Genomic DNA, 13,142 nt, shown 5'->3' with positions numbered 1-13,142 from the left:
TGTTCAATTTTGTTCAAGATTAATTAATTAGACCTCCGTTATATGAAACCTATTTTAGGACTACTGGCATTGGCCATTTTTTTATCCTGTGACAGCAGCCACACTAATAGAAATCCCTATTTACAGGAAGTTAGCTTTAGGTATTCCATAAACCTAAATCTTCCCCTGTACAGTTCGCTTATCCATACTGGAAATGCGGTATACCTAGATAATCCAGGTGTTGGCACCCGAGGTATCTTTGTAATCAATACCGGATTTGACAATTATATGGCATGGGAGGCAAGCTGCCCCAATCATGCACCCAATAACTGTTCTACCATGAGCCTAAAGGGGCAAACCGTAAGCTGCTCCTGTGAAGGATTTGAATACAATCTATTCACCGGCCAGCTCTTGAATCGGCCCGATGATGGGACGCGGCATTATGACCTACTTTTTTATCGGGCAACCGTAAGTGGAAATACCATTTTTGTTTCCAATTAAACGCGCCCCTGCCCTAAAATCCGATCCATAATCCAACTGGTATGCAATCCCGATCGGCCTAGGGAAGGATGTTCCCTATTTTCCAACAGATGGGCTCTAATATTATCCACATGGTACTGCTGCACGTGGTGCGGATTCTCAATAAACTTACGGATAACCCCTTCATGGGTTTCCAGTATTAATTCCTGTTCCTTAAAGACAGAAAACTCAATGCTACCGTCACTCCCCATAATAGTCACTTTGTCTTCCCTCGCATACGCTCCAAAATTCCAGCTAGCATTGCCCAGCACTCCGCTTTTATGTTTCCAGCAGGCCGCAACGGCATCCTTGGCGGTATAAAGACCTTGTTGATTTAGGCTAGTGCCCTGCACCTCTTCCATCTCCCCCAACAAATAGGCAAACAAATTAAGCCCGTGACTGGCCAAATCGTCAAAATACCCTCCAGGGGCAATGAGGGCATCGGTGCGCCAATTATAGGATTTCTCCAAATCTACCTCCTTGGGCGGCCTACTAAACTGCCAGCAAAGCTGCCTAACACTCCCTATCTTCTTTTCATCTAACCATTCCTTAATCTTAAGAAACCTAGGCAAAGACCTCCGGTAATACGCTACAAAAAGTGGAAGTTCTTTGGCGGAAAAACGCTTATAAATCTCAAGACTATCCGCATAGGTAGGCGCCATTGGTTTTTCTATACAACATGGCTTTCCTGCATCGGCCACCTTTAAGGCATAGAATTTATGAGTATCCGGTGGGGTGGCAATGTAAACAGCATCTATTTCCGGAGCCTCAATTAAATCTTGGGCCTTGGCATACACCTTGGCTACCCCATGCCTTTTGGCATAATCCGCAGCTTTATCCATATTTCGACTCATTACCCCCTGTAATTTAAAATGAGGCGTTTGCTGGTAGGCAGGTCCGCTTTTCACCTCGGTTACAGCACCACACCCTATAATCCCCCATTTTATTGGAGGGATAAAGTTCTTTTTTGGCATCTTTAATGTTTGCGTTTGTATTATACGGTCTTTCTACAAAAATAGGAAATAGCGGTTAGAGTTTGTCCCCAGCACTTTAGCTGCTAGATGCAAAGGAAATAATGAAAAAAATACTGTATTTTAGTATTCACCAGGCTGAGAAGCTCATTCTAAAACCAGATACCCAATTTATGAAAACCACCTTAAACCTTGCTACTTCTTATTGTTGGATGCTTCTCCTACTTTCCTCTATTATGGGTATATCCTGCAAAGAAAAGGGAGTAAAAAATTTAAAATCGGATAATTCACCTCCCCTAAGCTCAGGATTTGTATCCCTATTTAACGGGAACAACCTAGAGGGCTGGGAAGGCGATCTAAACATTTGGCGGGTAGAGAATGGATTGTTGATTGGAGAATTGGATGAAGATACGGATTTAAATAGCAACACTTTTTTAATTTGGAAAGGTGGTGAACCAACAAACTTTGATCTGAAACTGGAATTCCGTATTTCCTCATTGGGGAATAGCGGTATCAATTACAGGAGTGATCGGGTAGATAGCATCCCTTTTGCACTTCGGGGATATCAGGCAGATATTGATGGCAAGAACACCTATACCGGTCAAAATTATGAGGAAAGAAAACGAACCACCTTGGCCTACCGAGGAGAGAAAATGGCCATCACCACCCAAGTCAACCCCAGCCTAAGCGGCTCCCTACGCTCCAATATAAAACACAACGCTTGGCAAAGCAGGGAACTACTGGAAGACTTGGGAAATTCGGATACCTTACAAAATAAAATACACACGGAAGGGTGGAACACCTTTAGGGTAGTAGCAAATGGATACAGCCTACAACACTATGTAAATGGGATTTTAATGAGTGAGGTGATAGATAGGGATACTATAAACAGAAAGGCCTCAGGGCATTTGGGACTACAGGTGCACGTGGGACCCCCAATGAAGGTGGCCTACCGTAATATTCAACTAAAAGAACTTTAAGCAGCCTAGACAAAGAAGCAATTGGTTGCACTTTGTTTAGAACACGCCAAAACTATAGCAAAACCCTAGATTCATTAAACTATACCACCAACACCTATGAAAAAACACCACTATAAAACTACCGTTAACTGGACTGGAAATAAGGGCAATGGCACGCTATCGCCCAACTTTAATAGGGACCATACCATATCTTGCCAAGGAAAATACGCGGAAATTAGCGGCTCCTCGGACCCTGCTTTTTCCGGGGATCCAACACGGTACAATCCTGAAGACCTGTTTCTTTCTTCCATATCTGCATGCCATATGCTCTGCTATTTACACCTATGTTCCGTAAATAATATTGAGGTGATAACCTATACGGACCATGCCACTGGAATAATGGAGGAAACTACCAAAGGCAGTGGCAAGTTCTTGGAAGTAATGTTACACCCTATGGTAAAGATCTCTAATCCAGACATGGTAGATAAAGCAAACGACCTACACCATGCTGCCCATGAAATGTGTTTTATTGCCAATTCTTGCAACTTTAAAATTGAACATAGTCCCAACACCACTACAACCTAGAGGTACTGGGTTAATAAACCAATACCCCTAAAGAGGCCACCTCTATACAACGGGAGGGGTTAGCTGCGATATATAACCCCTGTACTTTTTCTACTCGACTTCCTTTTCGATGGGGCAAGGGATTTCTTTTGATTTTCATGAGTCCTGGGTACTTTTGCTCACTTAAATGAGGGACTCGCTTCCAACTTCTTATCGCATTATAATAGAATATTGACCTTTTACAGTTTTAGCCAAAAAATCTAGTAAAAACACTGTAATATGAACATATTTTTAGATAGATTTATAAGGCAATGCAATGATTTACAGTCGTTGCAGGCAAAAAAACAAGACCTTTAAATAGACCTCTCATTTTTATTATCCAATCACTAGGGAGGTTGGTTTCAGACCTAGGTTCGATAACCCCACTATCGAATTCGGCCCATAGTATAACATAAATTATCCAAGCACTACCCACCCACTATTCCTATTTACCATGAGAGAAAAATTTGTTTTGATCTTAGTCCTACTATCCTCCCTTTCGGTATGCTCCCAGCAACCAAAATTTAAAAAGCTGTTCAACGGAAGAAACCTCAACGGATGGAATGTCCCCGCAGATAATATTTGGTGGTCTGTTAAAAACGGAGTACTTATCGGGAAAAGCGACCCACATCTAAAGGGTTCTATACTATGGACCAACAGGGAGTTTAGGGATTTTGAGTTGGTAACCGACTTTCGTTTTGGAGAGGGAACCATAGATTCGGGAATCTTTATCCGAAACGACAAACAGCAGATCCAACTAGGAATCTCTGCCTCATTAAAGCGCGACATGACGGCCTCGCCCTATATCGCTGGACTGGGATATCCGGTAGAAGCGCAACCTATAAAGGACATCCTAAAACCCCAGGATTGGAATACCATAAAAGTGATTGCTATAGGCGGCTATTATGAAGTTTGGCTCAACAACATCCATGTAATGACCTACGTGTCCAAAAGTTTTATCCCTCAGGGGCCCATTGGGCTACAAGTACACCCCAACAATGAAATGACCATCAAATTTAGAAACCTCAAGGTAGCGCAGCTCCACCAAGATACCCCCCACTAAACGGACAATCAAATGAAAGAGAGAAAACAACAACTCAGCAGACTTCCCTTAGCAATAGGCGCAACACTCTTAATTTTAGGCTTGTTTTCCTGCAAACAAATAAACAGGGACACCGCCCAGCTTCATCCTAGCGAAAAAAACAAGGAACCGAGAATACAATTGTTGAGGGATGACGCCCAAAAGCAGGTTTCGGTTTTAATAGATGGCCAATTATTTACAGCCTATCGCTATCCCAGCAACATAAAAAAACCGGTCCTCTATCCCCTTGTAACCCCAGAAGGGAGCACCATTACCCGAAAGTTCCCTTTAGAACCATCGGCGGGGGAACGCGCAGACCATCCGCACCACGTAGGAGTATGGTTTAATTACGGGGATGTAAATGGTTTGGATTTTTGGAACAATTCAGATTCCATAAAAGTGGAAAGAAGGGATGAATATGGCACTATAGTTCATAAAAACTTCTTAGAAATCCAGGGAGGGGACAGTACGGGCTTGTTAAAAGTAGCCATGGATTGGATTGCTCCCAGAGGGGAGGTATTGCTTACGGAAAACACCACCTTCCTTTTTAAGGGCGAAGGGGATGTATACTCCATAGATCGCATTACCCAGCTCAGTGCACCCAACGGGCCTGTACTTTTTAAGGATAATAAGGAAGGCGTCTTGGGTATAAGGGTGGCTAGAGCCTTAGAACATCCATCGGACAAACCCATCGTCTTTACGGATGCCAACGGACTCCCCACAGCGGTGCCAGTCCTTAACAACGACGGGGTAAACGGGAACTATATTAACAGTGAAGGAGTGGAAGGAAACGACTGTTGGGGAAAAAGAGCAGACTGGGTCAATTTAACCTCTAGTATAGGCAAAGAAAACATTTCCTTGGTGATCCTAGACCATAAAAACAACCCAGGCTATCCCACCTATTGGCATGCAAGGGGCTATGGTTTATTTGCCGCAAACCCATTGGGGCAAGAGGTGTTTAGCAAGGGAGAGGAAACATTAAACTTTCGCTTAGAGCAAGGGGAGGCCGTCACCTTTAAACACAGCATCATTGTAGCAAGCAAACATTTAGGAAAAACGGAATTGGATCATAGATTCTCTCAGTTTAACAACGAATAATTATCCCTCGTATTAGTAAAACAGCAACCTTAAAAATATAATAGCATGGGCAACAGAAGAAACTTTATTAAAAAGACCACTTTGGCAAGTACAGGAATCGCCATAGGAGCAACCGCATTTTCCGCCAAGTCCTACGGAAATATCCTAGGCTCCAATGACCGCATAATGTTGGCCTCCATTGGCGTTAGGGGACGTGGGAAAGGCTTAATGGAGAATTTTGCACAGATGTACGGTGAGGGAGTTCGGATAAAAACAATTTGTGATGTAGATTCTTCTTTTTTGGAAGAACGGGTGGCATTGGCTGCAAGTCTTCAAGACAATAATCGGCCCGGGACGGCAACCGATTTAAGGGAAGTATATGACGACAAGGAAATAGATGCCGTTATCATCGCCACCCCCAATCACTGGCATGCCCTCTCCACCATTTGGGCCTGCCAAGCCGGAAAACATGTATATGTGGAAAAACCCAGTTCTCACAACGTATGGGAAGGAAGAAAAATGGTGGAGGCCGCCCGAAAATACAATCGCGTGGTACAGGTGGGCTTTCAAAACCGAAGCATTTCCAATGTAATGCAGGCCATGGAATTTCTCCACAATGGTGGCATTGGGGAGGTATACATGGCCAGGGGAACCTGTTTTAAACCCCGGGATTCGTTTGGAATTTCAGCAGACACTGCGCCCCCGGCTAGTCTAAATTACGACCTTTGGTTGGGACCGGCCGCCTATAGACCCTACAACGAAAAAAGGGGACATTATAATTGGCACTGGCATTGGAATACGGGAAATGGGGATACCGGAAACCAAGGACCTCATCAATTTGATGTGGCACGCTGGGGATTGAATAAAAATGAACATCCTATAAAAGTGCAGTCTATGGGGGGAATTTATGGAATATCACCCGAAGAGTGTTCCCAAGAAACCCCCAATACCCAAACCTCGGTATTTGAATACGCCGATGGAAAAATATTAGAGTTTGAAACTCGAGGGAGGTATACCAACCACGAGGCCAACTTAGGGATTAAAATTGGCAATGTGTTTTATGGCACCAATGGATGGCTAGAGGTAAATGGAGATACTTGGAATGCCTATAAAGGCAGGGACACAGAGCCTTTCGCCGGGTCCAATATGGGTGCTGGTGCTGCTATTGGTGGAGACACCTCCTTTTTAACCGCCCCGGACAGCAAAGGGCATTTTGGGAATTTTATTGACGGACTCCGATCCGGAAATCCAAAGGATTTAAATTGTGATATCGAAATTGGCCACACCTCTACAGTACTTCCGTTAATAGCGAATATTGCCTATCGCGTAGGGGAAACTTTAAGATTTGATGGAAAAACAGAGAAATTCATTGGCAACAAAGAGGCAGATGCTATGTTGACCAGGGAATATAGGGAACCGTATGTGGTGCCTACTAGGGTATAAAGCTACTATTGGTGGTTGTATTTCATCAACAATTAAAAAGGCTATAAAGTAAAAAAGGCATTCCCCCACTTTTCACCTTATAGCCTTTTAATTATATAACTCTAAAAAAATTATACGGGCATTTATCCAACCTTAAAAATTTAGGGTTGCTCCCAACAGGAAATTAATACCTGCCTGAGGATAGTAACCTGCACCTTCTACCGTGGTTATGGTTCCCGGGCTAGAGAAATCGTCATCATAGGTATAAAAATACCCATTAGACTCGTACAGACTATCAAAAATATTGTTCACCAAACCAGAAAGCACAATATTCTTGATAAACGAATTGGTTTCTATGGTATACTGCACATTAAGGTCTGTCTGGGAATAAGCATCCAACACAGAGCTCTTAGCATCTATATTCCCCATATATTGCTTTCCTACATATTTAGAAAGTAGGCTAAGTTGCCACTGGGTGCTAGGCATATAGGTTAATACATTTCCTGCAACAATACTGGGTGAAAATGAAATATGGGTGTCTCCCAGCTTTTCCAGTTCTCCATCGCGTTGAAAAACAAAGTTTTTGTTTTTGTTATCGCTCAGGGCCACATTGGGACGTAAGATAAACTTATCGCCCAAGGTTAATATGGCATCTATTTCCAAGCCCAACCTATAGCTATCCCCAACATTGGCACGCATGGCACCACCTACATCATTTAATTCCCCGGTAAGGACCAACTGATCCTTGTATTTCATATAATACAGATTAGTATTCAAACGAATACCCGGTGCGGTATGGCGCCATCCCAATTCAAAGTCGTCCAATTTCTCGGGCTTAGGGTTACCGCTTTTATAGTCATTTCTATTGGGTTCCCTATTGGCCCTGGCATAGGAGAGGTAGAAATTATGGTGATCATTCAGGTTATAGGTAACCCCTGCCTTCGGATTAAAGAAAGTAAAGGTATCATCTACCAATCCTGTTTCTTCTCCATTGGCGGTATAGTTAATATTTCTTAATTGAAGATCGCCATACACGCTCCACTGGTTATCTAACTTATAATTTGCCTTGGCGTATACATTCATATCGTCTTTGGTAGAAGTATCGTCATAATATCGGTCTTCATAATCCCTATTGTTGGAATAACGGGCCCATATAATTTCCCCAAAATGATCTCCTGTATAATTGTTCCATCCCCCTCCTAGGATTACATCTACCTTATGGTCCCTATAATTGGCAGAAAAGGTAGTACCATAAAAGTCGTTATCTAGCCATCTCCTTCGGATCAGGTCCGTGGAATTCACGGTTTCCCCGTCCTTAGTGAAGGGGGTTATCCCGTAAGTAGCAAAACTATCGTCTTGCCTATATTGCTCAAAATACCCCTGCCCTTTGGTATAGTGCAGTGCGATATTAGTGCTCCAATAATCGGACAACTTCTGATTCCAATGTAACTGAAAGTGATTTTGCTTATAGTCGTCCACCTCGTTGTCATAAAATTGGATATTTCCCTTCTCATCGGTATACATCCCGGCGGTATTGAAGGTCCTGTTGTTCTCTAACTGCTCCTTATCCACTCCGTTCCATGCCTGATAAGTAGTTTGATGTCCTCCAAACAATAAGGCTTTGATTAGGGTACGATCATCCAGATAGGCTCCCTGTAAAAAATAGGAATCCAGCTCGGAGGAAGCCCTGTCAATATACCCATCGGAAGTAATTCTAGATAAGCGACCAGAAATCTCTATATGATCATTGAGCAGTCCGGTACTGAACTTAAGATTATTTTTTAAGGTATTAAAACTCCCAACCGAGGAGTTGATCTCTCCAAATGCTTTATCTGAAACAGCGTCGGTAAGAATATTTAAACTAGCTCCAAAGGCTCCAGATCCATTGGTAGAAGTCCCTACCCCCCTTTGCAACTGTAAGCTCTGGGTAGAGGAGGAGAAATCGGGCATATTCACCCAAAAGGTACCGTGGGATTCGGAATCGTTGTACGGTATTCCGTTCACTGTAACGTTCACTCTGGTTCCATCGCTCCCTCTTACCCGTATTCCGGTATAGCCAATCCCGGCCCCGGCATCCGTGGTAGTTACTACGCCAGGCAGAAAATTCATTAGGATAGGGATATCCTGCCCCAAATTTCTGGATTTCATTTGTTTTTTGGTAAGGTTGGTAAAGGTAACGGGCGACTCTTGGGTTACGCGAACTGCGGACACCAATACTTCATCCAAGGCAATTTTACTGCCTTCCAAAGAGTCTTTAGGTGTTTCTTGGCCATTGGCCAGGAGTACGGCACCAAACATGGCCGCCGTTTTGAACATAGTTTTCATTCGCAATACATTTGTTACGAATAAAAGGGGCTATTATTCTTGTTAAAAATTGTTTTTTGTTTTCCCTACCTATCATCGGTCTTGGAAAAAACGTTGGAAATTCCCGAACGCGATTTTCGCATCCCTTGGCAGCATTACCCGCCCAGGTTCCTTGGGTATAATCTCAGCCTACTACAGTAAGCACCCCTTTGAGATGGCCGCGAAATTACTGCTACAAAAATCAAAATCAAAATAATAGGCAACATTTAATAATTAACCTTTTTTTTAAACAAAAAAGAGGGCAAAGCCGTAATTTAGATATGTTGTTACAACAATATCCACCAATGAATAAAAGCAAAAACAAGTTTACCTTTAAGATCATCTTCAGTTATTTTATACTGGGTATTGTAGCCTTGGTAGTTGGATACTTTATTGCGTCTGAAATTAAGGTATACGTCTCCACAGAAATTGAAGTGGAAAACAATACCAAATTACTAAAAACCGGATCCCTATTAACCGAGCTGTACCAAGCGGAAAGTCTTTCCAAATTAGCCATACAAAAAGGATCTCAAAACAGTTTTACGGCCTACGCACAGAAGGTAGATTCCATTGTTGCTTCCCTAGATTCTTTGAAATTGCTAACAGAGAATGACCATCAGAAAAAAATGTTGGACAGCGTTCAGGGCTTGCTAAAAAAGAAGGTATTTAACAGCAAGGAATTATTATTACTCAAAAAAAACAGCGAAGACCATAGTTCTATTGACAATGCCTTATTGGAGTTTAGTAAAATTGAGCAATCCATGGGGAAGATTCCTCCAGAGAGTTTTAATCCCAACTACGAAGACTTACCGGAGAAATCCCGTGAAATATTCAAAAGCTATGTTCAATACCTCAATGACAATGTTCCCAAGGATCAAGACACCCGTGCCACGGCAATTGAGATGGATTCCATTATCACCGCCGCCAAACTGCTGTTGGAGCAAACCAAGCAGCAGAATATAATTACCATTCGCAACCTAGCAAAAAAGGAAATGGAGCTCAGCAGGGCCGATTTGGAAATATCCCAGCAGCTACGGAGTATTATTTCTGCTTTTGAGCAAGAGGTGCTGGCCCGTTCCTATACAGACAATTTAAAAAAACAGGAAGCCTTAGGGCGAAGTATTCGGCTCGCGGGTATAGCAGCTGTCCTAGGGTTTGCCATTGTGGCCTTATTTACCTTTCTCATCACCAAGGACTACTGGAAAGTTCAGTTATTTAGGCAACAGTTGGAGAAGGAAAAGAAATTCTCAGAATCTCTTTTAAAAAGCAGGGAGCAACTAATAGCTACCGTTAGTCACGATCTACGCACCCCGCTCAATACCATAACAGGTTATTCTGAACTTATGGAAACAACGGGACTTACCGGCTTACAGGTTTCCTATCTTAGAAATGTAAAGTCGGCCTCCCATTATGTAGATCGCTTAGTAAATGACCTTTTGGATTTCTCCAAGCTGGAAGCGGGGAAAATAAAAATTGAAAACTCCCCATTTATCTTGGCCAACCTAATTAGTGAAACCGCTGAAAATTTGAAGGAACTGAATTCTGGTAAGCAGATAGACCTGCAATTGGATTTGGACGAGCGATTAAAAGCCCCGGTGCTGGGCGACGCTTTTAGGGTTAGGCAGGTATTAACCAATTTAATTGGGAATGCCTATAAATTTACGGAGGAGGGCTTTATCAAAATTACCGCTAAGGTCCTTAAGCAAACAGAAGACACCTACCATACCCAAATTAAGATTATAGATACGGGGATAGGAATTCGAGAGGAGAAACAGGAACAGATTTTTAAAGAGTTTACACAGGCAGAAGACCATACCGATAAAAAATACGGCGGCTATGGTCTGGGGCTTACCATTTCCAAAAAAATCACGAAGTTGTTGGAGGGGACCATTCGCTTAAAAAGCCTTGAAGGCAAAGGCAGTACCTTTACACTGGAGATTCCTTTTAAGGTAGCCAAAGCCCCCTTACAACCAGACCAAAATATAAATATTGATCCACAGGCCGATCTGGCTTTGCTTATTGTGGACGATGACCCCGCCATGTTAAAGTTATTAAAGGAGGTCTGCCACCACCTTAAGCTAAGCGCCCATACCTATAGTGATTTTTACGAGATCGATAAAGAGGCCCAGTTGGCTTATGATTTGGTGTTGACAGATATAGAAATGCCCAATATCAACGGATTTGAGGTATTGGAACAACTAAAAAAGGGAGATTACAGGCATTTTAGAGGTCAACCCATAGTAGCGATGACGGGGAGAAAAGACTTAAAAAGACAAGATTATCTTCATTACGGCTTTGCCGATAGTATGCAAAAGCCTTTTGCCAAGGAGCGGTTTATAAGCATGCTTGGCGGACTCTTCCCTGAATTGGTTACTACGGACCAACCAGTGGTTCCCAAGGAAAAGATAGTATCAGGTTCTAGTTTATTTAGCTTAGAGGTTATCTCCTCCTTTCTAGGGGATGATGAAGATGGTGTTGCCGAGGTTTTAAATACATTTTTAAAAGACACTGCTGCCAGTCTGGAGAAACTAAAAGCGGCAATGACGAAGGCCGAAATCGCCCAAATAAATTCAATAACCCACAAGATGCTCCCCATGTTTAGGCAGCTGAAAGCCAAGGAGATTATTCCTATTTTGGAGCAATTGGAAACCCTAAAGCCCCACGAATTAAATGCCAAGGAATTAAAACAAACCTACAGCAGTCTAAATAATAAAATTACGGTACTCTCCTTGGCGATAAAAGCCTATTTGGCTAAAGATCCAAGTTATAGTGGTTAATTTTATTGTACAGGGTCTTTCTAGTGATTTGGAGTAGTTTTGCCGCTTGCGACTTATTAAAGTTGGTTTGTTTTAGCGCCCTGATAATTTGCTCTTTTTCATAGTCTGCCTTGGAGAAATTTTCATCGGACAACTTCTCTTCCTTGGCTTTATACACTTCCTTAGGCAGGGCTTCTTTTTCCACCAATTCCCCTGTTGTTAACAGTACCGCTCTTTTAATTACGTTTTGCAACTCCCTAAGGTTACCAGGCCAATGATACTTCTTAAAAACACCAACCACTTCCTCTGAAAATCCCAGTATGTTTTTATCGAGTGATTTATTGGCTTTCTGAAGAAAATAATTAGCAAATAGCATCAGGTCCTCATACCGATCTTCCAATGAGGGTATCTCTATTGAAAACTCATTTATTCTATGGAAAAGATCTTCCCTAAAACTACCCTGTTCCACCGCTTCGGCAAGGTCTTCGTTGGTGGCGGTAACTATCCTCACATCTACCTTTATCTCCTTGGTGCTCCCAACCCGCTTTATCTTTCTTTCCTGAAGTGCCCGTAAAAGTTGAATTTGATTCCCGTAGGAGAGGTTACCAATTTCATCCAAAAATAGGGTGCCCTTATGGGCCGCTTCAAAATGACCAACCTTGTCTTCCACGGCGCCGGTAAAACTCCCCTTAACATGACCAAAGAATTCACTGGTGGCAATTTCCTTAGGAATGGCCCCGCAATCCACTGCCACAAAATTAAAATCTTTACGCTTGCTATGATCGTGGATCGCCTTGGCGGTGACTTCCTTCCCGGTACCACTTTCCCCCGTTATTAAAACAGACATATCCGTGGGGGCAACCAATTTGATGTATTCCTTAAGTTTTCTGGAGGCTTCGCTCACCCCAGTAATTACCTCCCCTTCCGTCTCCCTGGTTTCTACGGGCTTGGGCGACTTGTTATCCTTCGATTTTTTTTCGGGTTCTGCCAAGGCCGCTTCATTTAGGGCACTTTTTATCTGCATTAAGATATCCTCTGGAGTAAATGGCTTGGAAATATAATCATAGGCCCCCTTCTTCATGGCTTCTACCGCAGACCCTACCTCTGCGTATCCGGTCATAACAATCACCTGAACAGAAGGCTTTACCTCCTTAAAATACGTCAGTAATTGCATGCCGTCGTAATTGGGGAGCCGCAGGTCTGTCAACACAAGATCGAAAAAGGAATCCTTAAATTTTATCTTGGCATCTTCACCCGTAAAGCTGACCTCCACCTCATAACCATTGCGGATTAGAAACTTTTGCAGCATCTGGCAAAAGGCAGCATCATCTTCTATAATAAGTATCTTGGACATAGTGGTTCTCTTACTTTTCCGATAGGAATAGTAAAAATACCACAAGTAAGCGAGTTGCTATTAAAAATTATCATAAAA

General features: G+C 42.7%; 11 protein-coding genes. 7 read left to right on the top strand and 4 right to left on the bottom strand.

Features of this window, described 5'->3' with window-relative positions:
• The first annotated feature begins 42 nt into the window (after window positions 1–42).
• A complete protein-coding gene (locus tag BV214_RS02225) occupies window positions 43–480 on the top strand; it encodes a Rieske (2Fe-2S) protein (protein ID WP_086475832.1) in 438 nt (145 codons plus the stop codon).
• Here BV214_RS02225 and BV214_RS02220 read toward each other — a convergent pair.
• The gene (locus BV214_RS02220; RefSeq protein ID WP_086475831.1) at window positions 477–1,472 is read right to left on the bottom strand and encodes a Gfo/Idh/MocA family protein; all 996 of its coding nucleotides are present in this window, start codon (window positions 1,470–1,472) and stop codon (window positions 477–479) included. The two genes, BV214_RS02225 and BV214_RS02220, sit on opposite strands and share 4 nt — an antisense overlap.
• Window positions 1,473–1,573: 101 nt before the next feature.
• Here BV214_RS02220 and BV214_RS02215 point away from each other — a divergent pair, with 101 nt between their 5' ends.
• Both BV214_RS02215 and BV214_RS02210 read left to right on the top strand, forming a co-directional pair.
• On the top strand, window positions 1,574–2,449 hold the full coding sequence (locus tag BV214_RS02215) for a 3-keto-disaccharide hydrolase (protein WP_245806732.1): 876 nt from the start codon (window positions 1,574–1,576) through the stop codon (window positions 2,447–2,449).
• Window positions 2,450–2,545: 96 nt separating this feature from the next.
• Complete coding sequence (locus BV214_RS02210) at window positions 2,546–3,013, top strand: OsmC family protein (protein WP_086475830.1); 468 nt, start codon at window positions 2,546–2,548, stop codon at window positions 3,011–3,013.
• A 10-nt stretch (window positions 3,014–3,023) separates the two neighbouring features.
• Here BV214_RS02210 and BV214_RS17050 read toward each other — a convergent pair whose 3' ends face one another.
• Window positions 3,024–3,152: a hypothetical protein gene (locus BV214_RS17050; protein WP_262483061.1), complete on the bottom strand. Its 129-nt coding sequence runs from the start codon at window positions 3,150–3,152 to the stop codon at window positions 3,024–3,026.
• A gap of 333 nt (window positions 3,153–3,485) precedes the next feature.
• Between BV214_RS17050 and BV214_RS02205 the strand changes: the two genes are divergently transcribed.
• From BV214_RS02205 to BV214_RS02195, 3 genes are read left to right on the top strand one after another with little or no spacing between them, the layout of a single operon-like run.
• Window positions 3,486–4,094: a 3-keto-disaccharide hydrolase gene (locus BV214_RS02205; RefSeq protein WP_086475829.1), complete on the top strand. Its 609-nt coding sequence runs from the start codon at window positions 3,486–3,488 to the stop codon at window positions 4,092–4,094.
• Window positions 4,095–4,106: 12 nt separating this feature from the next.
• Complete coding sequence (locus tag BV214_RS02200; protein WP_086475828.1) at window positions 4,107–5,210, top strand: DUF6807 domain-containing protein; 1,104 nt, start codon at window positions 4,107–4,109, stop codon at window positions 5,208–5,210.
• A 45-nt stretch (window positions 5,211–5,255) separates the two neighbouring features.
• Entirely contained in the window at window positions 5,256–6,632 is a 1,377-nt protein-coding gene (locus tag BV214_RS02195; protein WP_086475827.1) for a Gfo/Idh/MocA family protein, read from the top strand.
• Between the two features lie 132 nt (window positions 6,633–6,764).
• Here the strand turns inward: BV214_RS02195 and BV214_RS02190 are convergent, their stop codons facing one another.
• Window positions 6,765–8,936: a TonB-dependent receptor gene (locus BV214_RS02190; RefSeq protein ID WP_086475826.1), complete on the bottom strand. Its 2,172-nt coding sequence runs from the start codon at window positions 8,934–8,936 to the stop codon at window positions 6,765–6,767.
• A gap of 323 nt (window positions 8,937–9,259) precedes the next feature.
• Between BV214_RS02190 and BV214_RS02185 the strand changes: the two genes are divergently transcribed.
• Window positions 9,260–11,731, top strand: a complete 2,472-nt coding sequence (locus BV214_RS02185) for a hybrid sensor histidine kinase/response regulator (RefSeq protein WP_176328437.1) — start codon at window positions 9,260–9,262, stop codon at window positions 11,729–11,731.
• Here BV214_RS02185 and BV214_RS02180 read toward each other — a convergent pair.
• Window positions 11,706–13,064: a sigma-54-dependent transcriptional regulator gene (locus tag BV214_RS02180; RefSeq protein ID WP_086475824.1), complete on the bottom strand. Its 1,359-nt coding sequence runs from the start codon at window positions 13,062–13,064 to the stop codon at window positions 11,706–11,708. The two genes, BV214_RS02185 and BV214_RS02180, sit on opposite strands and share 26 nt — an antisense overlap.
• Between the last annotated feature and the right edge of the window lie 78 nt (window positions 13,065–13,142).

Source organism: Arenibacter amylolyticus (genome assembly GCF_002150785.1).
Taxonomy (GTDB): domain Bacteria; phylum Bacteroidota; class Bacteroidia; order Flavobacteriales; family Flavobacteriaceae; genus Arenibacter; species Arenibacter amylolyticus.
Note: the sequence above shows the minus strand (reverse complement) of the source record. Positions and strands in the feature narration are given on the sequence as shown.